Source organism: Microbacterium sp. W1-4-2 (assembly GCF_058349885.2).
In genome coordinates this window covers 60,641-82,046 of record NZ_JBYRJC020000005.1, presented here as the reverse complement: position 1 = coordinate 82,046, position 21,406 = coordinate 60,641, and the positions used below count along the sequence as shown (strand labels likewise).

General features: G+C 71.4%; 22 protein-coding genes. 8 read left to right on the top strand and 14 right to left on the bottom strand.

Annotated features, from left to right (window positions below; all coding sequences use genetic code 11):
- Nucleotides 1-1,503, bottom strand: a complete 1,503-nt coding sequence (hflX, locus tag AC3RX0_RS16305; protein WP_491507064.1) for a GTPase HflX — start codon at nt 1,501-1,503, stop codon at nt 1-3.
- Nucleotides 1,504-1,556: 53 nt separating this feature from the next.
- On the opposite strand from hflX, the gene AC3RX0_RS16300 reads away from it, so the two are divergent.
- The 3 genes from AC3RX0_RS16300 to AC3RX0_RS16290 all read left to right on the top strand — a co-directional run bounded on the left by AC3RX0_RS16300 (nt 1,557) and on the right by AC3RX0_RS16290 (nt 3,507).
- Nucleotides 1,557-2,198 carry a class I SAM-dependent methyltransferase gene (locus tag AC3RX0_RS16300; protein ID WP_491507063.1) on the top strand — a complete coding sequence of 214 codons (642 nt, stop codon included), beginning with the start codon at nt 1,557-1,559 and terminating at the stop codon, nt 2,196-2,198.
- Nucleotides 2,199-2,285: 87 nt separating this feature from the next.
- Nucleotides 2,286-2,906, top strand: a complete 621-nt coding sequence (locus AC3RX0_RS16295; RefSeq protein ID WP_491507062.1) for a ClpP family protease — start codon at nt 2,286-2,288, stop codon at nt 2,904-2,906.
- Between the two features lies 1 nt (nt 2,907).
- On the top strand, nt 2,908-3,507 hold the full coding sequence (locus AC3RX0_RS16290) for a ClpP family protease (protein ID WP_491507061.1): 600 nt from the start codon (nt 2,908-2,910) through the stop codon (nt 3,505-3,507).
- Between the two features lie 72 nt (nt 3,508-3,579).
- Here AC3RX0_RS16290 and AC3RX0_RS16285 read toward each other — a convergent pair whose 3' ends face one another.
- The 6 genes from AC3RX0_RS16285 to miaB all read right to left on the bottom strand — a co-directional run bounded on the left by AC3RX0_RS16285 (nt 3,580) and on the right by miaB (nt 8,586).
- Nucleotides 3,580-3,957 carry a helix-turn-helix domain-containing protein gene (locus AC3RX0_RS16285; RefSeq protein ID WP_491507060.1) on the bottom strand — a complete coding sequence of 126 codons (378 nt, stop codon included), beginning with the start codon at nt 3,955-3,957 and terminating at the stop codon, nt 3,580-3,582.
- Nucleotides 3,958-4,170: 213 nt separating this feature from the next.
- Nucleotides 4,171-5,034, bottom strand: coding sequence for a diaminopimelate epimerase (dapF, locus tag AC3RX0_RS16280; protein WP_491507059.1), 864 nt, complete (start codon nt 5,032-5,034; stop codon nt 4,171-4,173).
- Between the two features lie 41 nt (nt 5,035-5,075).
- On the bottom strand, nt 5,076-5,501 hold the full coding sequence (locus AC3RX0_RS16275) for a GNAT family acetyltransferase (RefSeq protein ID WP_491507058.1): 426 nt from the start codon (nt 5,499-5,501) through the stop codon (nt 5,076-5,078).
- Entirely contained in the window at nt 5,498-6,049 is a 552-nt protein-coding gene (locus AC3RX0_RS16270) for a dihydrofolate reductase family protein (protein ID WP_491507057.1), read from the bottom strand. The genes AC3RX0_RS16275 and AC3RX0_RS16270 overlap by 4 nt, the downstream gene beginning before the upstream one ends.
- A 30-nt stretch (nt 6,050-6,079) precedes the next feature.
- Nucleotides 6,080-7,036 (bottom strand): tRNA (adenosine(37)-N6)-dimethylallyltransferase MiaA, encoded by a 957-nt coding sequence (miaA, locus tag AC3RX0_RS16265; RefSeq protein WP_491507056.1) that lies wholly within the window; start codon nt 7,034-7,036, stop codon nt 6,080-6,082.
- The gene (gene miaB / locus AC3RX0_RS16260; protein ID WP_491507055.1) at nt 7,033-8,586 is read right to left on the bottom strand and encodes a tRNA (N6-isopentenyl adenosine(37)-C2)-methylthiotransferase MiaB; all 1,554 of its coding nucleotides are present in this window, start codon (nt 8,584-8,586) and stop codon (nt 7,033-7,035) included. Before miaB ends, miaA begins: the two co-directional genes overlap by 4 nt.
- A 178-nt stretch (nt 8,587-8,764) precedes the next feature.
- Here miaB and AC3RX0_RS16255 point away from each other — a divergent pair, with 178 nt between their 5' ends.
- The 5 genes from AC3RX0_RS16255 to AC3RX0_RS16235 are packed head-to-tail and all read left to right on the top strand — an operon-like array spanning nt 8,765 to nt 14,908.
- Entirely contained in the window at nt 8,765-10,069 is a 1,305-nt protein-coding gene (locus tag AC3RX0_RS16255) for an efflux RND transporter periplasmic adaptor subunit (RefSeq protein ID WP_491507054.1), read from the top strand.
- Entirely contained in the window at nt 10,066-10,770 is a 705-nt protein-coding gene (locus AC3RX0_RS16250) for an ABC transporter ATP-binding protein (protein ID WP_491507053.1), read from the top strand. The genes AC3RX0_RS16255 and AC3RX0_RS16250 overlap by 4 nt, the downstream gene beginning before the upstream one ends.
- Complete coding sequence (locus AC3RX0_RS16245) at nt 10,767-11,999, top strand: ABC transporter permease (RefSeq protein ID WP_491507052.1); 1,233 nt, start codon at nt 10,767-10,769, stop codon at nt 11,997-11,999. Before AC3RX0_RS16250 ends, AC3RX0_RS16245 begins: the two co-directional genes overlap by 4 nt.
- 28 nt (nt 12,000-12,027) lie before the next feature.
- Nucleotides 12,028-12,990, top strand: coding sequence for a hypothetical protein (locus AC3RX0_RS16240; protein ID WP_491507051.1), 963 nt, complete (start codon nt 12,028-12,030; stop codon nt 12,988-12,990).
- Nucleotides 12,983-14,908: an efflux RND transporter periplasmic adaptor subunit gene (locus AC3RX0_RS16235; RefSeq protein ID WP_491507050.1), complete on the top strand. Its 1,926-nt coding sequence runs from the start codon at nt 12,983-12,985 to the stop codon at nt 14,906-14,908. The genes AC3RX0_RS16240 and AC3RX0_RS16235 overlap by 8 nt, the downstream gene beginning before the upstream one ends.
- A 53-nt stretch (nt 14,909-14,961) precedes the next feature.
- Here the strand turns inward: AC3RX0_RS16235 and AC3RX0_RS16230 are convergent, their stop codons facing one another.
- From AC3RX0_RS16230 to AC3RX0_RS16200, 7 genes are all read right to left on the bottom strand, one after another.
- Entirely contained in the window at nt 14,962-15,603 is a 642-nt protein-coding gene (locus AC3RX0_RS16230) for a regulatory protein RecX (RefSeq protein WP_491507049.1), read from the bottom strand.
- Between the two features lie 2 nt (nt 15,604-15,605).
- On the bottom strand, nt 15,606-16,658 hold the full coding sequence (gene recA / locus AC3RX0_RS16225; RefSeq protein ID WP_491507048.1) for a recombinase RecA: 1,053 nt from the start codon (nt 16,656-16,658) through the stop codon (nt 15,606-15,608).
- Between the two features lie 288 nt (nt 16,659-16,946).
- Entirely contained in the window at nt 16,947-17,171 is a 225-nt protein-coding gene (locus AC3RX0_RS16220) for a DUF3046 domain-containing protein (RefSeq protein WP_491507047.1), read from the bottom strand.
- Nucleotides 17,172-17,174: 3 nt separating this feature from the next.
- Nucleotides 17,175-17,483 (bottom strand): helix-turn-helix domain-containing protein, encoded by a 309-nt coding sequence (locus AC3RX0_RS16215; RefSeq protein ID WP_491507046.1) that lies wholly within the window; start codon nt 17,481-17,483, stop codon nt 17,175-17,177.
- 155 nt (nt 17,484-17,638) lie between these two features.
- On the bottom strand, nt 17,639-18,124 hold the full coding sequence (locus AC3RX0_RS16210; protein WP_491507045.1) for a CinA family protein: 486 nt from the start codon (nt 18,122-18,124) through the stop codon (nt 17,639-17,641).
- Nucleotides 18,121-18,687 carry a CDP-diacylglycerol--glycerol-3-phosphate 3-phosphatidyltransferase gene (gene pgsA / locus AC3RX0_RS16205; RefSeq protein ID WP_491507044.1) on the bottom strand — a complete coding sequence of 189 codons (567 nt, stop codon included), beginning with the start codon at nt 18,685-18,687 and terminating at the stop codon, nt 18,121-18,123. The genes AC3RX0_RS16210 and pgsA overlap by 4 nt, the downstream gene beginning before the upstream one ends.
- Before the next feature lie 21 nt (nt 18,688-18,708).
- Nucleotides 18,709-21,405 carry an FtsK/SpoIIIE family DNA translocase gene (locus AC3RX0_RS16200; protein WP_491507043.1) on the bottom strand — a complete coding sequence of 899 codons (2,697 nt, stop codon included), beginning with the start codon at nt 21,403-21,405 and terminating at the stop codon, nt 18,709-18,711.
- Between the last annotated feature and the right edge of the window lies 1 nt (nt 21,406).

Sequence of the window (21,406 nt, the reverse complement as noted above, 5' to 3'; positions counted from 1 at the left end):
TCAGACGCGGTACGGCGCCAGCTGCGCCGCCAGGTGCTCGCCGACGTGCGCGTGCAGCAGCGTGCCGCCCGGCTCGTGGGTCTGCGCGACGATGATGCCCGACTCGTGCGCGGCCGCCACCAGATCGCCCCGGTCGTAGGGCACCAGCGCGGTGACCTCGACCGCCGGCATCGGCAGCGTCTGCTCGATCCTCGCGCGCAGCTCGTCGACGCCCTCGCCGGTGCGGCTGGACACGAACAGCGCGTCGGGCTCGAGGCCGCGCAGCACCAGCCGGGTGTCGTCCGTGACCAGGTCGGCCTTGTTGAACACGACGATCTCGGGGATGTCGCGGCCGCCCACGTCGCCGATCACGTCGCGCACGGTGGCCAGCTGGGCGGCCGGATCCGGGTGCGCGGCGTCCACGACGTGCACGACCACGTCCGCGTCGGCGACCTCCTCGAGCGTCGAGCGGAACGCCTCGACGAGCTGGTGCGGAAGATTGCGCACGAATCCGACCGTGTCGGTGAGCGTGTACACGCGCCCGTCGGCCGCCTCGGACCGGCGGACCGTGGCATCCAGCGTCGCGAACAGCGCGTTCTCGACGAGCACCCCGGCGCTGGTCAGCCGATTGAGCAGGCTCGACTTGCCCGCGTTCGTGTAGCCGGCGATGGCCACCGACGGCACGGTGTGCCGCTTGCGCTCGGCGCGCTTGGCCTCGCGTGCGGGAGCGAAGTCCTTGATCTGCCGGCGCAGCAGCGCCATGCGGGTGCGGATGCGGCGCCGGTCCAGCTCGATCTTGGTCTCACCGGGTCCCCGTGAGCCCATGCCCGCGCCGCCGGCGCCGACCTGGCCGCCCGCCTGACGGCTCATCGAGTCGCCCCAGCCGCGCAGTCGCGGCAGCAGGTACTCGAGCTGGGCGAGCTCGACCTGCGCCTTGCCCTCGCGGCTCTTGGCGTGCTGGCTGAAGATGTCGAGGATCACGGTCGTGCGGTCGATCACCTTGACCTTCACGACATCCTCCAGCGCACGGCGCTGGCTGGGCGCGAGCTCGGTGTCGGCGATCACGGTGTCGGCGCCCAGCGCGGCCACCGCGTCGCGAAGCTCCTGCGCCTTGCCGCGCCCGACGTAGGTCGCGGGGTCGGGATGCGGGCGCCGCTGCAGCAGTCCGTCGAGCACGACCGCTCCCGCCGTCTCGGCCAGTGCGGCGAGCTCGCGCAGCGAGTTCTCGGCGTCTTCGTTCGCGCCCTGCGGGTGCACGCCCACCAGCACCACGTTCTCGAGGCGCAGCTGGCGGTACTCGACCTCGGTGACGTCCTCGAGCTCGGTGGACAGTCCCTGCACCCTGCGCAGGGCCGCGCGCTCCTCGCGATCCCACTGCTCGCCGTTGAATGCGCCGTCGGCGTCACCGCCGGCCGCGGTCGCGGCATCCTGCAGTGCCTGCGCCGCACCGAACACGCGGACACCCGAGTGCGCATCCGCGCGCGCGAGCACGCGGTCGACGGGGTCGGAACTCGTCTCTTCCATTCGTAGAACTCTAGCCTGGGGCACGCGCCCTCCTTCCGCTACGCTGAAGCATCATGGGCAGTGACCACTACTTCAGCGCGTCTCCTGCCAGTGCCGAGAACCTCCGCCGCATCCCCGTGCGACTGGCGGGTCGCGATGTGGAGATCACGACTGCCGGAGGGGTGTTCAGTCCGGATCGCTTGGATGCCGGAACCCAGGTACTGCTCGCGAACACGCCGCCGCCCCCGCCCGGGGGCGACATCCTCGATCTCGGCTGCGGATGGGGCCCCATCTCGCTCAGCATCGCGCTCGACTCCCCTCATGCCACGGTGTGGGCGGTGGACGTGAACGAGCGTGCGCTGGATCTGGTGCGCCGCAACGCCGAGGCTCTCGGTCTCGACAACATCAACGCCGTCACGCCCGACGATGTTCCCGACGGCGTCGTGTTCCGCGGCATCCGCTCCAACCCGCCGATCCGCGTGGGCAAGAGTGTGCTGCACGACATGCTGCTGCGGTGGGTTCCGCGCCTGGACGAGCGCAGCGACGGCTGGTTCGTCGTGCAGCGCAACCTCGGCTCGGACTCGCTGCAGCGGTGGCTGGCCGCGACCCTCGACGAGACGTTCAGCGTGCACAGGGCCGCGACCGCGCGCGGATACCGCGTGCTGAAGGTGCGCCACCACGGCACACCCGCGACCGACGCGATCCGCCTGCCCTGAGCCGCCCCGTACCGGCGTCTGCCGTCGGCGGATCCGCCCGAGGCGGATCCGGGCCCGCGCCGGCCGGCGGTGTCGCAGGCTGTGGGCATGACCGAAGACATCCCCCGCCACCTGTTCGACACCGAGACGCGGCGTTCGCTGTACGCCCGCCGGGTCCTGGTGCTCGACGGCCCGCTCGACGACGACAACGGCGTGCTGCTGATGACCCAGCTGCTGGCCCTGGCCGCCGAGGGCGATCGCGCCGACATCACGCTGTGGATCCACTCCCCGGGCGGCTCGGTGCCCGCCATGCTCGCCATCCGCGACCTGATGCGCACCGTGCCGTGCGACGTCGCCACCGTCGCGTTCGGGCTGGCCTGCAGCGCAGGACAGTTCCTGCTGTCGGCGGGCACGCCCGGCAAGCGCCGTGCGCTGCCGCACAGCCGCATCCTCCTGCACCAGGGCTCGGCCGGCATCGGCGGATCCGCCGTCGACGTCGAACTGCAGGCCGCCGACCTGCGCCAGACCCGCGACACGGTGCTCGGGCTCATCGCCGACGACACCGGCCAGCCGCTCGAGCGCGTGTTCGAGGACTCTCTGCACGACCGCTGGTTCAGCGCCGACGAGGCGCTCTCCTACGGCTTCATCGACGAGATCACGACGTCGTTCCCCGCCATCCTCCCGCACGCCGCCCGGCGCGCGGTCGGCCTCGCCACGCAAGGAGCCTGACATGGCACAGTTCCTCATCCCCAACGTGATCGCCGAGTCCCCGCGCGGCGACCGCGTCATGGACGTCTACTCGCAGCTGCTGACCGAACGCGTCATCTACCTGGGCACACCCCTGGACGCCGACGTCGCCAACGCCCTGGTCGCACAGCTGCTGCACCTGGACGCGCAGGGCGGCGAGCGCGACATCCAGCTGTACATCAACTGCGCGGGCGGAGACCCCAGTGCGATGCTCGCCGTGTACGACACGATGCGCTTCGTGCGCAGCGACATCGCCACGTTCTGCGTCGGCGAGGCGGTCGCCGTCGGGGCGGTGCTGCTGGCCGCCGGCACGCCGGGCAAGCGCGCCGCCCTGCCGCACGCCCGGGTCATTCTGCACCAGCCGGCCGCGCAGGGCCGCGGGGCGGTGCCGGATCTGATCCTGCAGGCCGACGAGGTCGTCCGCGTGCGTGGTGAGATCGAGCGGATCCTGGCCGTTCACACCGGGCAGACCGTCGAACGCCTGCGCACCGACACCGACCACGACCTCGTGCTCACCGCCGACGGGGCGAAGCAGTACGGCCTCGTCGACCAGGTCATCGCCGAGCGGGCGCTCGCGGCCTGAGCCGGTGGGCCGGCGCGGCCGGCGCGTTCAGACGCGTCAGACGGTGTCGGGCGTCAGATGCGTCAGGCAGTGTCAGGCGGCCAGCGCGTACGCGGCGCGGACGGTCGCCGCGGCCGGCATCGGCGCCGGGGCCATCCGGTCGGCGACGCCCAGAGTGAGGTCGAGCAGGGTCAGGCCGAGGGCGCCGGCCACCGCGGCGAGCATCTCGCTGGAGGGCTCCTTCATGCCGCGCTCGATCTCGGACAGGTACTGCGGCGAGATGCCCGCGCGGCGCGACGTCTCGACCAGCGTCTCGTCGCGGTCGGTGCGCTGTTCGCGCAGCACCTCGCCGACCATCTCGCGCCACAGCGGTTCGGGCGCATGCGGCCTGCCACGCTCCGCAGGCGGGGTGGATGCCGCGGCTGCGGCGGCCGGGGCTGTCGGTGATGCCGGGACGGCGGTGTCGGTCATGGCCACATGGTAGGCACGCTGCGGCTCGCGGCACACCGCGATCCGCTCTCAGCGGACGGGATGATCCCGAAGGGCGGGAACTTCCCGTTCACACCGCCCGCCCGCCCCAACGCCGTCCGAGTCGCCCGCGCCCGGTGGCAACGGCAGACCGGCAGGTCCTACCTGCGGGGCGCACCACGGCCGAGCGGTGGCTGCGGCGCGATCGAAACGGGCTCACGCGAGGGTGATCGTGCCCGAGTAGACGAGCGTGGCGGGCCCCGACAGAAACACGTGGCCGCCGTCCACGCGCACGCCGAGCCGCCCGCCGGGCACGTCGACGATCCAGCGATCGGGCGCGGCTTCGCCGGCCCACTCCCGCACGGCGAGGGCGGATGCCGCGACCCCGGTGCCGCAGCTGAGCGTCTCGCCCACACCGCGCTCGAACACGCGCATGCGGATCGCGCCGACACCGCCGGCGACCAGGGGGTCGGCGGGCACGACGAATTCGACGTTCGCGCCGGCGGCCGGTTGCGGCTCGAGGATGGGAGCTGTGTGCAGGTCGAGGTGATCGAGCTCGGCCGCCGAAGAGACCGCCACGACCACGTGCGGGTTGCCGACGTCCACACCCTGGCCGGGGCGGGCGACCTCCAGTCCTCGGGCGCGTACCAGCGTGTCGCCCTGCTCGGTGCGGAACGGGCCGAGGTCGACCTCGTAGCCCAGGTCGCTGCGGGTCATCCGCAGCACGCCGTTGCGCGTGCCGATGCGGATCGCGCCGTCGGCGTCGAGCTGTGCGAGCTCGGTCGCCAGCAGATAGTGCAGGTAGACCCGGATGCCGTTGCCGCACATCTCGGCGACGGAGCCGTCGGCGTTGCGATAGTCCATGAACCACTCGGCGCCGGCGGCCGCGGCATCCTGTCCGTCCTCGACGGCGCTCGCACGCACCACCCGCAGCAATCCGTCGGCACCCACGCCGAAGTGCCGGTCGCACAGGGCGGCGACCTGATCGTCGGACAGGGCGAGGTCGCCGTCGACGTCGGCCACGACGACGAAGTCGTTGCCGGTGCCGTGGCCCTTGGTGAACGCGAGAGAGGTGGACATCGCGTCCATCCTAGGGTCGCCGGCGCCCGTCCGCTGCGGTATCAGGCGTCGGCGATCAGCCGCTTGCCGGTCATCGCGATCTCGAACCGCTCGTAGCCGACGGCGTCGTAGAAGCCCAGCACGTCCTCGTTGCCCACCCGCACCATGAGCTCGACCTTGGGGCAGCCCATCGCGGTGAGAAGCCGCTCGGCCTCGTGCACGAGCGCGCGGGCGATGCCCTCGCCGCGACGGGCCGGCGCGGTGGCGAGGTAGTACAGCCAGCCGCGGTGACCGTCGTACCCGGCCATCACCGATCCCACCACCGATTCGTCGTCGACCGCCACCAGGAACAGTTCGGGCTGCACGGTGAGCTTGCGCTCGATGTCGCGGTACGGGTCGTTCCACGGGCGCGTCAGCCCGGTCGCGCGCCAGAGCGAGACGACGGGCTCGGTGTCGGAGGTGCGGAAGGCGCGGATCGAGACGGTCATCCCGCGATCCTGCCGGCTGCCGCGTCGCCGGACGCAATCCGGTAGCGCCCGCACAGGAAGGCGCGGTTGCGGGCGACATCGACCAGTTCGAGGTCGAGTGCGCGGGGCAGCAGCGGTGCGCCGGCGCCCAGGGTCACGGGCGCGAACTGCACCCAGATCTCGTCGAGCAGTCCCGCGTCGGCGAACTGGCCCGCCAGGCCTCCCCCGCCCACGACCCACAGGTCGCGCCCGGCCGCGGCATCCGTCATCTGCGCGTGCACTGCCCGCACGTCACCGGACGCGAAGCGCACGTCGGCACCGTCCCGGCGCGGCAGCGAGCGGTGCGTGAGCACCCAGCTGGGCTGGGCGTACTCCCAGCCCCCGCTGTGCGCGAGGACCCACTCGTACGTCGACGCGCCCATCGCGAGCGCCCCGATCGTGTCGATGAACGGGCCGTAGCCCATCGGGCCGTCGACGTCGACGTCCTGTCTCAGCAGCCAATCGAGCCCGTGTTCGGGCGTCGCGATGAATCCGTCGAGGCTCGATGCGGTATAGAAGATCGTGGTCACGCGGCCATCATGCCGCGCACCTCCGACATCTCACTCGTGCAGCAACGCGGCGGCATCCGTCGCCGGCGCGACCCATTCGACGCCGCCGTAGCGCTTGAACCACGACACCTGCCGCCGCGCGTAGCGCCGGGTCAGCGCCTGGGTCTCGGCGATCGCCTCGGCCCGGCTGCGCTCCCCGCGCAGCTGCGCGAGCGCCTGCGCGTACCCGATGGCCCGCGGCGCCGTCGTGCCGCGCTCGAGTCCGGCCGCGCGCAGGCGCTCGACCTCGTCGAGCAGGCCGCCTCGCCACATGTCCTCGACGCGGGCGTCCAGCCGCGGCACGAGTTCGGCGCGATCGAGGTGCACCCCGACGACACGGGTGTCGGGATGCCACAGCACGGGCTCGTCGGGCAGGACCGCCCCGTGCGTGGCCTCGCCCTGCGCAAGCACTTCGAGCGCACGGACGATGCGCCGCCCGTTGCGCGGGTCGATCCGGGCCGCCGTGGCGGCGTCGGCGTCACGGAGCCGGGCGAACAGCACCGCAGGGCCGAGCGCGTCGAGCTCCGCCTCGAGCGCTGCGCGCACGGTGTCGTCGCGGGGCGGAAAACGGAAGTCGTACAGCACGCTCGACACGTACAGCCCCGACCCGCCGACGAGGATGGCGTCGGCGCCCTGGCCGTGGATCGCCGCGATCACTGCGCGCGCCTCGTGCTGGTAGCGGGCGACGGCCGCGTCCTCGGTGACCTCGAGCACGTCGAACAGGTGGTGCGGGATGCCGCGCCGCTGGGCAGCGGGCAGCTTGGCGGTGCCGACATCCATCCCGCGATACAGCTGCATGGCGTCGGCGTTGACGATCTCGGCGGGCGTGCCCGACGCGGTCAGCGCCTCGGCCAGGTCGAGCGAGAGCGCGGTCTTGCCGGTGCCGGTGGCGCCGACGACCGCCCAGAGGCGGCGTTTCGACTCGCTGCGCGGTCCGTGAGCGAGCGAAGCGAGACGAAGGGCGCTCAACGACCTGTGGGGCCGAGGCCGATCGTCGGCATGCCGAGCGACACGGTGCCGCCGGTCGCGCCGCCGTGCGACGGAACCGCGCAGCTGTCGGCCTGGCCCCGCTCCCACGCATCACCGGCGCGCGTGCGGCGGATGCGCAGCGGCGCACCGTCGGCCGAGTCCGCGAGCAGGTGGAAGGGTGCAGCGTGCGTGATCTGCACGGTCACCATGTCGCCGGGCCGCGGCAGATCCGAACCCGCGGGCACCTCGAAATGCACGAGCCGGTTGTCGCGCGCGCGTCCCGTGAGTCGGTGGGTCTCGGCATCCTTCTTGCCCTCGCCCGTCGACACGAGCACCTCGACCTCGCGACCCAGCTGCTTCTCGTTCTCTTCGAGCGAGATCCGCTCCTGCAGGGCGATGAGGCGCTCGTACCGCTCCTGCACGACCTGCTTGGGCACCTGGTCGGCCATGATCGCGGCCGGCGTTCCCTCGCGGATCGAGTATTGGAACGTGAACGCGCTCGAGAAGCGGGCCTGCTCGACGACGCGCATCGTCTCTTCGAAGTCCTCGTCGGTCTCGCCGGGGAACCCGACGATGATGTCGGTCGTGATGGCCGCGTCGGGCATCTTGGCGCGGACGCGGTCGAGGATGCCGAGGAACTTGGCGCTGCGGTACGAGCGGCGCATCGCGCGCAGCACGGCATCGCTGCCCGACTGCAGCGGCATGTGCAGCTGCGGCATGACGTTGGGCGTCTCGGCCATCGCGTCGATCACGTCGTCGGTGAACATCGCGGGGTGCGGGCTCGTGAACCGCACCCGCTCGAGCCCCTCGATATCGCCCGCGGCGCGCAGCAGCTTCGCGAACGCCTGCCGGTCGCCGAACTCGACGCCGTAGGAGTTGACGTTCTGGCCGAGCAGGGTCACCTCGATCGCGCCGTCGTCGACGAGCAGGCGGATCTCGCTGAGGATGTCGCCGGGGCGGCGGTCCTTCTCCTTGCCGCGCAGGCTCGGCACGATGCAGAACGTGCAGGTGTTGTTGCAGCCGACCGAGATCGACACCCACCCGCTGTAGGCGCTGTCGCGCTTGGTCGGCAGGGTCGAGGGGAACACCTCGAGCGCCTCGAGGATCTCGAGCTCGGCCTCGCCGTTGTGCCGGGCGCGCTCGAGCAGGCCCGGCAGCGAGCCCATGTTGTGCGTGCCGAAGACGACGTCGACCCACGGCGCCTTGTCGAGCACGGCCTGCTTGTCCATCTGCGCCAGACACCCGCCCACGGCGATCTGCATGCCGTCGTGCACGTCCTTCTTGCTCTTCAGGTGCCCCAGCGTGCCGTACAGCTTGCCGGCGGCGTTGTCGCGCACCGCGCACGTGTTGATCACGACGACGTCGGGGTCCTGCCCCTCGGCCGCGCGGATGTAGCCGGCGCTCTCGAGCGAGCCGGCCAGCCGCTCGGAATCGTGCACGTTCATCTGGCAGCCGAACGTGCGGACCTCGTAGGTGCGGGCGCGCCCGGAGTCGTCGAGCGCGGCGGGCGACGGCGCGATGATCGTCGGGGCGGATGAGGGCGAAGACATGATCTGAACATTCTACGAGCCGCCGCCGGGGCAGGGGCGCCCGGCGGCGCCTGCCGCCACGGGACGTGCAGCGCGGGCAGATCGCCTTCAAAGCCGTTTCATCGGCTCTCGACGCCGTTCCCATCACCGGCGCTTCTACCGTTGTCGCCGTTCGACGACGCGCAGAGGAGCCGTACCCATGAGAGCGGGCTTGTTCTTCCGATCCGTTCCCCGATGGACGTGGGTGACGGCCGGCACGGCCGGGCTGGCGGCCGTTGCCCTGTCCGCGTGGACATTCGGCGTCGTCGTGCCCGGCCAGTCGGTCCAGGCGGTGGTGTTCACCCGCACCGCGACCGCGTCGCTGCGGACGATGGAGCAGACGGTCTCGGCCACCGGGACCGCAGCTCCGGCGGTGCAGGACGACGTCGACTTCGCCGTTGCCGGCACCGTCACCGCGGTGGAGGTGAAAGCCGGCGACACGGTCAAGAAGGGGCAGGTGCTGGCGAGGGTCGACACCGTGCAGCTGAACGCATCGCTGCTGAACGCCGAGGCGACGCTCGCGCAGGCGCGGGCGACACTGTCGTCGGCGCAGAGCCAGGACGACGGTTCGGCGGCCGCGACCGCACGGGTCGCCGCAGCCTCCGCCTCGGTCGACGCCGCGAGCCAGGCCGTGACGCAGGCGAAGGACGCGATGACGGATGCGACGCTTCTCGCCCCGGCAGCGGGCCTGCTGACGGCGGTGACCGTCGCCGTCGGCGATCGGGTGTCGGGCACGGGCGGCTCCGGTTCCGGATCGGGAACGGGCGCGGGGACGGGCTCGGGCGCCGGCTCCGGCGGAAACGGCGGTGCGTCGGCGCAGGCCTCGTCGTCGACCTCGGCGAGCGCCGCGTTCACGATCGTGGGGACCTCGTCGTGGAGCGTCGACGTCTCGGTCGGCGAGACCGACATCTCGCACGTGTCGAAGGGCGAGCAGGTCGAGCTGAGCACCACCGACGGCGCGGCATACTACGGTCTGGTCACCCAGGTCGGCCTGATCCCCTCCACCACGTCGGGGGCCGCCCAATACCCCGTGACGATCGCGGTCACCGGCCCCGGCAAAGGACTGTTCGACGGCGTGTCGCTGACCGCCGCGATCGTCTACCAGCGGCGCACCGACGTGCTCGCCGTGCCGTCCGCGGCCGTCTCCACGACCTCGGGCAAGAGCACCGTGACCGTCGAGGGCTCCGGCGGCCGACACACCGTCACCCCGGTGACCGTGGGCGAGGTCGCCGGGGGCTACACCGAGATCACGAAGGGCCTGAAGGAGGGCGCGACGGTGGTGGTGGCATCCTTCACCCCCGGCGCCGGGCGCACCGGCAGCACGACCGGCCGCGGCGGGACCTTCACCGGCCGGTTCCCGGGCGGGTTCGGCGGGACGTTCACCGGCGGCGGCTTCACCGGCGGCTTCGGCGGCACCGGCGGGCGGGGCGGGCAGACGCAGAACGCCCAGGGCGGCGGGCGATGAGCACGGTGCCGGTCATCGCGCTGACCGACGCGCGCAAGACGTATCGCACCGGCGACATCGAGGTCGAGGCGCTGCGCGGCATCGATCTGACCGTCACCGCCGGCGAGTACCTGGCGATCATGGGCCCGTCCGGTTCGGGCAAGTCCACGCTGATGAACATCCTCGGGTGTCTGGACGTGCTCACCGGCGGCTCGTATCGGCTCGGCGGCGAGGACGTCGAGAGCCTCGGCGAGGCGGCCCTGGCCCGGGTGCGCAACCGGCAGATCGGGTTCGTGTTCCAGCAGTTCCATCTGCTGCCCAGCCTGTCGGCGCTGCGCAACGTCGAGCTGCCGATGATCTACGGGCAGGTCGACAAGGCGGAACGGCGGGGCCGCGCGACGGCGGCCCTCGAACGCGTGGGCCTGGGCGACCGGATGGCCCATAAGCCCGGCGAGCTCTCGGGCGGCCAGCAGCAGCGCGCGGCCGTGGCGCGCGCGCTGGCCGGCGACCCCACGATGATCCTCGCCGACGAGCCGACCGGCAACCTCGACTCGGGCTCGACCGCAGAGGTGCTCGAGCTGTTCGACGAACTGCACGCGGCGGGCCGCACGATCGTGCTCATCACGCACGAGCACGACGTCGCGGCGCACGCCCGCCGCATCGTGACGGTGCGCGACGGCCGCGTCGTGTCGGACGCGCAGAGAGAGGATGCCGCGGCATGAACTGGGCAGAGACCCTGGCCACCTCGTGGCATGCGATCCGTACGCACGCGCTGCGGTCGCTGCTGACGGTGCTCGGCATCCTCGTCGGCATCGCCGCCGTCGTCGTCACCGTCGGCCTGGGCCTCGGCACGCAGAAGGACGTCAGCGCCCAGATCAGCGCCCTGGGCAGCGACCTGCTCATCGTCTCGCCCGGTTCGAGCACCAGCACCGGCGGGATCCGCGGCGGGTTCGGGTCCGCGGACACGCTGACGGCGGCGGATGCCACAGCCAGCGCATCCGAGATCGCAGCCCCGGACGTGGCATCCGTCGCACCCGAGAAGTCGGCCTCACTGGCCCTGACCGCAGGCACGGCGAATTGGACGACGACGGTCACCGGCACCACCACCGCCTGGCCGGGCGTGCGCTCGCGCACACCGCAGCAGGGCTCGTTCTTCACGACGGCGCAGTACGACGCGAACGCCCACGTCGTCGTGCTCGGGCCGCAGACCGCCGACGAGCTGTTCGGGACGTCCGCGGTCGTCGGCCAGTCCGTGACGATCGGCGGGACGTCCTTCCAGGTCATCGGCGTGCTCGCATCGGCCGGTGCCAGCACCTCCACCGATCTCGACGACATCGCCGTCATCCCCCTGTCGACGGCGGCCAGCACCGTCATGGGCGGCACGAACGCCGACGCTGTCTCACGCATCTACGTGAAGGCCGCCTCGGACCGGGTGCTCTCGGCCGCCTTGCAGGAGGTGACGGCCGTCATCATGCATCTGCACGGCATCACGAACACAGCTGACGCCGACTTCACCGTGTCGAGCCAGAGCGCGCTGGTGAGCACGGCGACCTCGATCTACCGGACGCTGACGATCCTGCTCACGGGCATCGCCGCGCTCTCGCTGCTGGTCGGGGGGATCGGAGTGATGAACATCATGCTCGTCTCGGTCTCGGAGCGCACCCGCGAGATCGGCCTGCGGAAGGCGCTCGGCGCGCCACCGGGTGCGATCCGGCGCCAGTTCCTCGCCGAGGCGGCCATCCTGGGTCTGTCCGGCGGCGTGCTCGGCGTGCTCGTGGGCGTGGTCACCACGTGGCTGCTGCCCGCGCTGATCGGCAGCTCGGTGATCGCATCGGTTCCCACGATCGTGCTCGCCCTCGTGGTCTCGGTCGCGATCGGCCTCGTCTTCGGCGTATACCCCGCCACGCGTGCGGCACGCCTCACCCCCATCGACGCGCTGCGCAGCCAGTAGCGCGCGGCAAGAACGAAAGGCCCACGTCATGCGAGATGCACACCGCGCACCCGCCCGCCTGCGCCGCCGAGTCGGCATCGCGGGCCTGGTCGCCGCCGGCATCGTGACCGCGCTCGCCCTCGCCGGCTGCTCGGCCGTCTCGTCCACGACCGCCACGACGCCCCTGCCGAGCGCATCGGCCGGCACCGGGCGGCAGGGCTTCGGAGCAGGCCGGGGCGGCGGAACCGGTCGAGGCGGGATCTTCGGCCTGATCGCGGCCGAGACGGCCGACGTCCTGCAGGTGCAGGGCGACGGCATGCAGACGGCCGTGTCGTACACCGCGAAGACCACGATCCGGCGCACCGAGAAGGTCGCCGCCTCGACCATCGCCGTGGGCGACTGCGTCGTCGCCGTCACGCCGCAGAAGGCCGCGGCCGCGACGTCGATCACCGTCACCGCGGCATCCTCGGCGGGCACGTGCACGCTCGGATTCGGCGCAGGGCCGGGTGGACGCCAGGGCGCGTTCCCCCGCCCGTCGGCCCCGCCCCAGGCGCCCTCGGGCGGGGCGCCGCAGCCGCGCGCGTCCAGATCACCGGGCGTGTTCGGGCGGATCGCCATCGGAAGAGTGACCGCCGCCAGCGCGACCGCACTGACCGTGCAGACCACGACACCGTCGCAGACCACGACGACCACGAGAGTCACGCTGGGTGCATCGACCGTGATCACCGCGACGGTGGATGCCACGGCCGCGGCGATCAAGGTCGGCATGTGCGTGCGCGCCACCGGGAAGGCCGACGACAAGGGCGGGTTCGCCGCGACGGCGCTGACGCTGTCGGATGCCGCAGCCGACGGCACGTGCACGCAGGGGTTCGGCGGACGCGGCTTCGGCGGCTTCGGCGGCGGCAACGGCGGATCCGGGTCGCACTCGGGGTCGGACGGCGGGTCCGGGTCGAGCGGGACCGGAGCCGTGTCCGCGCCCCGCCAGAGCACGGGAAGCACGACGAATGGCTGACACACCGGCGATGGGCCGGCGGCGCACGGGAGCGCTGCTGGCGGCGATGCGACGACGCACCGTCGTCGCGATCGGCGTCGTGGCCGTGGTGCTCGTGGCGGTCGGCGGGACCGCGGTGTTCGCCGCCACGCGGGGCGCGAGCGATCGCTACCGCGTCGCCGAGGCGACGTTCGCTGATGTCGCACAGACCCTGGATCTGACCGGACAGGTCGCTTCGGCAGACAGCGTCGCTGTCGCGTTCCAGGTCTCGGGCACCGTCCAGAGGGTGCTCGCCACGCAGGGCGAGAAGGTGGCCGCCGGCCAGAAGCTCGCCACGCTCGACGCGACCGCGCTGAACGCGGAGGTGACCGCGGCGCAGAATGCCGTGGCCGCCGCGAAGCAGCAGCTCGCCGACGATCTCGCGGCGCAGAGCACCGGCGGCACGAGCAGCAGCAGCGCTGCCTCGCGGGCAAGCGGCGGCCTCTCGGGCAGGACGGGAAGCGCCGGTACCGGTCACGGATCGTCGGCGGCGGGCGGCGGGTCGGGATCATCGGGCACGCACTCGGGCCCCACGGGATCGCGCCCCGGCTCGTCCGGGTCGGGCACCTCCGGCGACGGCGCGTCGTCCGGCTCCGCGAACCCAGCCGTCGCCGACGCCGAGAAGGCGGTAGCCACTGCGCAGGACGCACTCCTGGCCCAGTACGCGACGACCGCCGCCGCCGAGCAGTCCTCATCGGCTGCGGCGACCGCCGCTCAGACGGCCTGTGCGCCGTTCCTCGCCGCCGATGTGGCATCCGGCACGGCCTCTCCCTCCCCTTCCGCCTCGCCCTCGCCGTCTCCCACCGACGCCTCGAACGCGACGGCGGGCACCGTGGCCGACACGCAGACGCTGCTCACCGCCTGTCAGGGTGCGGTGACGACGGCGCTGGGCGCGCAGACGTCGACGGCGGCCGCGCAGAAGGATCTGCAGGCGAAGGCCTCAGTGCTCAACACCGCCGTCGCCGCGCTGCAGAGGACCCTGCAGAAGAGCGCGGACGCGCGCCCAGCGGTGTTCGAGGGCGCCGGCGTAACCGCCGGGGTGCAGACGGCGTCGTTCGTCCGCACAGCCGTCGGCGAGAGTTCGGCGGCCAACGGAGGCGGCTCCGCTTCCGCGACGAGCGGGACCGGCACCATCACGGCGGCGCAGATCCTCTCCGACAGAGCGCAGGTCGACAGCGCACAGGCGCAGGTGTCGGTGGCCGAGCAGGACCGTGGGTTCGCGACCCTGACCAGCCCCATCGCGGGCACGGTCGTCGCGATCGGCCTGACCGCCGGAAGCGGCGTCGCAGCCGGGTCCGCGACGGCCGCGGTCACCGTGCAGGGCACCGGCGGCTTCTCGGTCACCGCCACCGTCCCCCTCGCGCAGATCGGCGAGGTGGCGACCGGGCAGAAGGCCTCGATCGTGCTGCCGGCGTTCGGCAGGACGTATGCGGGAACCGTCTCGACGATCGGCCTGCTCGATGTGTCGCAGAACTCGACGCCCGCCTACCAGGTGACGCTGGCGTTCGACGCCACCGGCGACGCCCCTCGGATCGGCGCGACCGCGCAGGCCTCGGTCACGGTGGCGACGGCGCACCACGTGCTCACTGTGCCGTCGTCGGCGGTCACGATCGCCGGCGCGAACGCCAGCGTGCTCGTGCTGGACAAGGGCCAGCCGCTCCGCACATCCGTCACCCTCGGTGCGATGGGCGCCGCACGGATCGAGATCACGAAGGGACTCACCGCCGGCCAGCAGGTGGTGCTCGCCGATCTCGACCAGCAGCCGTCCAGCGGCACGACGGGACTGGGCGTACTGCGGGGCGGAACCGCCGGGCTGCGCCGCGAACTGGGCTTAGGGGGCGGCCCTGGTACGGGCTTCACCGGCGGTGCCGGCTCGGGCGGTGGCGGCTCGGGCGGGTGATGCGCAGAGCGGGGCCCGCCATCGACGCTGCGATCGCCGGCGCCGTTGCGGCGTCAGAGCTCGTCGAGCGCCTGCCGAGCGGCGTCCAGCGCCGCAGACCCGTACCCGCGCCGCGCGAGCTGGCCGGCAAGGCGCCTCAGGGCGACATCGCGTTCGAGACCGTGCATCGACCGCGCCTTCTGCCGCGCGAACTCGAGAGCCCGCTCGGCGTCGTCGTCGGGAAGCGCCGCCAGTGCGGCATCGATCACATCCCGTGGGATGCGGCGCTTGGCCAGACTCTGCGCGATGACCGTACGCCCCTGCCCCTTGCGCTCGGCGGCGCTGCGGACGAGCTGCTCGGCCAGCGCCCCGTCGTCGAGATATCCGCGGCGCACGAACGCGTGCACCAGCGCATCGACTTCATGGGACTCGAGATCGCGCTCGGCGATCACCGCCCGTGCTTCGGACTGCGACAGCTGCCGTGTGCGCAGCTTTCGCAGCAGATTCCGCTCCGCGATCTCGCGCTCGATCTGCGCGCATTCGTCGATGTCACCGGCGGCGTCATCGTCGTCGTAGCCGTCGTCGTCATCCCAGGTGGTGTGCCAGGCCTCGGCATCCGAGGCCGGCGGCGTCGCACGGCCGGCCCGCTTGGCATCGCCGAACAGCGGGATCACGGGGGCGAGCCGATCACGGCCGCCCCCGTTGTCGCCGGCCATGATCAGGCGGAGACCTTCTGCGGCGCCGCCTCTTCGGCGACCGCCTCGACGGCCTTCGGCACGCCGATGCCCAGCTTCACCTTGATCTTGGATTCGATGTCGGCCGCGACATCCGCATTCTTGATGAGGAAGTTGCGCGCGTTCTCTTTGCCCTGGCCGAGCTGCTCGCCGTCGTACGTGTACCACGCGCCCGACTTCTTGACGATGCCGTGCTCGACGCCGAAGTCGATGAGGCTGCCTTCGCGGGAGATTCCCACGCCGTACAGGATGTCGAACTCCGCCTGCTTGAACGGCGGAGCCATCTTGTTCTTGACCACCTTCACGCGGGTGCGGTTGCCGACCGCGTCGGAGCCGTCCTTCAGCGTCTCGATGCGGCGGATGTCCAACCGCACCGATGCGTAGAACTTCAGTGCCTTTCCACCCGCGGTGGTCTCGGGCGAGCCGAAGAAGACGCCGATCTTCTCGCGCAGCTGGTTGATGAAGATCGCCGTTGTCTTGGTCTGGTTCAGGCCACCGGTGAGCTTGCGCAGCGCCTGCGACATGAGGCGGGCCTGCAGGCCGACGTGCGAATCGCCCATCTCGCCTTCGATCTCGGCGCGGGGCACGAGAGCCGCCACCGAGTCGATCACGACGAGGTCGATGGCCCCGGAGCGGATCAGCATGTCGGCGATCTCGAGCGCCTGCTCACCCGTGTCGGGCTGCGACACGAGCAGCTGGTCGATGTCGACGCCGAGCTTCTTGGCGTAGTCCGGGTCGAGCGCGTGCTCGGCGTCGATGAACGCGGCGATCCCGCCGGCGCGCTGGACGTTCGCGATCGCGTGCAGTGTGAGCGTCGTCTTACCCGACGACTCGGGACCGTAGATCTCGATGATGCGTCCCCGAGGCAGGCCGCCCACGCCGAGAGCGACGTCGAGGGCGATCGACCCGGTGGGGATGACCTCGACCGGAGCGCGCTCGTCGCTGCCGAGTCGCATCACCGAGCCCTTTCCGAACTGCCGGTCGATCTGGGCGAGAGCCGATTCGAGGGCTTTCTCGCGGTCAGCGGGAGTGGGCATGACGTGCTCCTTACACAATCGGTGTCCGTCGCCTGTAGGCTGTCGCGCTCCGCAACCGGGGTTCTGCGGGACGGTCCCGAAGATCCGGCGAACGGATGCTGCGACAAGGCGGAGGTGTCGTTCGACGTTGTTCACAGTACGAGCGGGTTCCGACATCCTCTGCCGACCACCGCCGCATCCGGGGACAATCGCCTTCACGCACCTGCTGTGCAGGAGCCTACGCGCTCCTCGAACGCATCTTCGACGACACGCCGTGGACATTCGTCCGGCATGTGGATGCGAAAACGCTCAGGACCGCCGGGGCTCGAGCCGCCCCACACCGTGCCGGCGCGAGACGGGCACGTCCGTCTCGGCGCACAGCGCAAGCCATACCTCACGCGGCGCAATGCCCGCCTCCAGTGCCTGCGACGCCGTGCGATCACCGAGCGTCGGCAGAACCAGATCGTTCACCAGTGCTGCAGAACGGCCGCCGAACTCTGCTTCGACGGCCCGATGGAATTCGCTGCGACGCACGCGTCAGCGCAGAGACAGCTCGGGTCCGACCTCGGCGACGAGGTCGTCGGGAACGACGTCGGGGAACGAAGGCACGCCTTCGAGCACCGAGATGCGGTCGCTCACTTCGCGCATGATCGTCGAGATGGGGACGTCCAGGGCGTCAGCCACCGACGCGAGGATCTCGCTCGATGCCTCTTTCTGCCCGCGCTCCACCTCGCTGAGGTAACCGAGCGCGACGCTGGCGCGTCCCGCGACCTGCCGGAGGGTATGGCCCTTCTGCTGGCGGAAGTCGCGAAGCACATCGCCGATCTCTTGACGTACCAGGATCATTTCGGGCCCCTCCTCACCGTGATTCCCTCGTTGCCGGGTGCATAAGAGTACAACACCCGTGGTGGTCACACTAATCCCACGTTCTTGGGAATAGTTGGGAATCGCCGAATGCAACCGATCTGTGACGACGGATGTTCCCGACGCGTCGTCCCGGGTCAGAGAGCGTCGATCGCGGCGCGCAGCGCGCGTGCCACCGCACCGTGCCGGATCCGGTCGCGGTCCCCCTCCAGCACGACCGAGACGACCTGCGTCCGCTCGGGGGTCGCGATGCCGATGTGCACCGTCCCCACCGGCTGCCCGTCGGGTGAGGTGGGTCCGGCGATCCCGGTCGTCGCGATGCCGACGTCGGCGGATCCGTCAGCCGGGCCGGTGACCGCGCGGACGCCTTCGGCCATCTGCCGTGCGACGTCGGGATGCACCGGTCCGTGGGCGGCCAGGAGACCGGCATCCACCCCCAGGATCCTGTGCTTCAGATCCGTCGCATACGCGACGACGCCCCCGCGCACCCACGCCGAGGCCCCGGGCACGTCGATGAGGGATGCCACGACCAGACCGCCGGTGAGCGACTCGGCCACCCCGACCGTCCACCCCCGGGCGGCGAGCCGTGTCAACAGTTCGCGGGCGTCGTCGGAGGTCGTCACGATCGACCCGTCCGCCGCCCCCGCACTTCACTGACGAGGTAATCGATGCCGCTGGCGATCGTGAGCACCACTGCGATCGTCATCGTGACGATGTCCACCCACCGGACCCCGTCCCCGACCAGGGCGGCCAGAGGCAGCAGGGCGAGCGTCAGCGCGACCGCCTGCGCGACGGTCTTGAGCTTGCCCATCCAGGCGGCGGCGAGCACGTGATCGCTGACGACCGCGAACCGATACACGGTGATGCCGACCTCGCGCACGAGCACGACGATCGTGATCCACCACGGCAGCTCGCCGAGGATCGACAGGCCCACGAACGCGCAGCCTGTCAGTGCCTTGTCGGCGATGGGATCGAGGATCTTGCCCAGGTCCGTGACGATGTCGTTCCGGCGGGCGAGATACCCGTCGACGCCGTCCGTGGCGATCGCGACGACGAACAGCACGGCCGACCACCAGCGCAGCGGGCCGTCTGCACCGGCGTCGGCGAGCAGCATCCACAGGAACACCGGTGCGCACAGGATCCGCACGCCCGTGATCGTGTTGGGGAGCTGGCGGGGAATCGTCACGGCTTCAGTATCCCAGCAGCCTCACTCACGGCCGGTGAGACCCCAGGCGTCCTCGTCGTCGTCTCCGTCGACCACCGGAAGACCCTCGTACTGCGCCTCGATCGGGTCGCCGCTGTAGGGCTCGGCCGGGGCGGCCGACGCGGCCGGAGCCGGCGGCTCCTCTCCGCGCAGGCGTGCGAGCACCTCGGGCAGCTGCTCGGGCGTCACCAGCACGTCGCGCGCCTTGGACCCCTCGGAGGGGCCGACGATCTCGCGCGACTCGAGCAGGTCCATGAGACGACCCGCCTTGGCGAAGCCGACCCGCAGCTTGCGCTGCAGCATCGAGGTCGAGCCGAACTGCGTCGACACGATCTGCTCGGCGGCAGCCAGCAGCAGTTCGAGGTCGTCCCCGATGTCGGCGTCGACCTCTTTCCTCTGCACCACGGCCTGCACATCGGCGCGGTATTCGGGCCGCGCCTGTCCCGTCACGTGCTTGACGACCCGCTCGATCTCGGGCTCGCTGACCCAGGCACCCTGCACACGCAGCGGCTTGGAGGCGCCCATCGGCAGGAACAGCGCGTCGCCCTGCCCGATCAGCCGGTCGGCGCCGGGCTGGTCGAGGATGACGCGCGAGTCGGTGACGCTCGTGACCGCGAACGCGAGCCGCGAGGGCACGTTCGCCTTGATCAGACCGGTCACCACGTCGACCGAGGGCCGCTGGGTGGCCAGCACCAGATGGATGCCGCTGGCCCGCGCCAGCTGGGTGATGCGCACGATCGAGTCCTCGACATCGCGCGGGGCGACCATCATGAGGTCGGCGAGCTCGTCGACGACGACCAGCAGATACGGGTACGGCTTCAGCACGCGCTCGCTGCCCGGGGGCAGCTGGATCTGGTCGGCGATGACGGCCTTGTTGAAGTCGTCGATGTGGCGGAATCCGAACGACGCGAGGTCGTCGTACCGCATGTCCATCTCCTTCACGACCCACTGCAGCGCCTCGGCGGCCTTCTTCGGGTTCGTGATGATGGGCGTGATCAGGTGCGGCACGCCCGTGTAGCTGGTCAGTTCGACGCGCTTGGGGTCGATCAGCACCATCCGCACCTCGCTGGGCTTGGCGCGCATCAGCAGGCTCGTGATCATCGAGTTGACGAAGCTCGACTTGCCCGAGCCGGTGGAGCCGGCCACCAGCAGGTGGGGCATCTTCGCGAGGTTCGCCACGACGTAGCCGCCGCCGACGTCCTTGCCCACTCCGATCGTCATCGGGTGCTTGGCCTTGGCGGCCGCCTCGGACCGCAGGATGTCACCGAGCGTGACGATCTCGCGGTCGGTGTTCGGGATCTCGACGCCGATCGCGCTCTTGCCGGGGATCGGCGCAAGGATGCGGACCTCGTTGGATGCCACGGCGTAGGCGATGTTGTTCGTCAGCGCGGTGATCCGCTCGACCTTGACACCAGAACCGAGCTCGATCTCGTACTGTGTCACGGTCGGACCCCGCGAGAAGCCGGTGACGCGCGCATCGACCTTGAACTGCTGGAAGACGCCCGAGATCGCGGCGACCACCTTGTCGTTGGCCTCGGAGCGCGTCTTGCCCGGCTCGCCCGCGGCCAGGGTCTGCGTGGACGGCAGCTGGTACGGCGTCGACGGCACCGCGCGGTCGCCCGATCTGCCGATGCCGGTCAGGCCAGGCAGCGGCTCGCCGACCGGTCCGGTGTCGTTGTCGTCCTCGAGTGCGGTGGCCGCCGCCGCGACCCGCCGCTGGGCACCGGCGAGCACGGACGGCGAGATCACCTCGGTCGCGGCATCCGGAACCACCACCGGCGTGCTCGGCGAGATCGCCTGCTCGAAGCCGCCGTGGTCGTCGCCCGGCGTCAGCAGCTCGGTCAGCGCATCCACACCGACCTCGGCGTCCACGTCCTTCTCGCGCCCGGTCTTGTTGCGCCGCCACCACGGGAGCTTGTCGTCGCCGTCGGACTCCTCGGCCGGCATCACCGCCGTCGATCCGGTCGCCTCGTCGCCCGGCACCGCGCGCTCGGCGCCGAACATCCACGCGTACAGGTCGCCGAGGCGGCGGCCGATGCGGTTCGGCGGCGTGCGGGTGATGATCAGCACCGACAGCGCGGTCAGCAGCGCCAGCACGGCGGTGGCGCCGACCTGGGTCAGATAGCTGAGGGGCTCGCCCAGCATCCAGCCGAACAGGCCGCCGGCGGCGCTCAGCGCAGGCAGACCGTCCTTCGGGTTCGGGCGTCCGCCGTAGACATGGCAGAAGCCGGCGATCGACACGATGAACAGCACGAAGCCGATGCCGATGCGCCCGTTGTCGTGCACCGAGGCCGGATGGCGGAACAGCCAGCCTGCGAGCAGGATCAGCAGCACCGGCAGGATGAACGCCACCCGGCCGATCAGTCCGCCCACCGTGAAGGCGTCGATGTTCATCGCGACCGGGTTGCCGATGAAGAACCACTCGTCGACGGCGCCGGCGACGGCCAGCAGCACGATCAGCAGCGGGAAGCCGTCGCGCCGCTGCTCCTTCTCGAGGGTCTCGGGCCCGAATGCCCGGAACAGGCCGCCGACGATGTGCGCGAGCCCGAGCCACATCCGGACGATCGCGGACGGCCGGTCGGGCTCGCCCACGTAGCGCCTCGGGGCCGGCGCAGGCTTCTTGGCGCGCACCGGCGCCTCTTTCGCACGCGACGACGAGCTCTTCGCGGGCGTGCGCTTGCTCGTGGTGCTCCTGGCCATT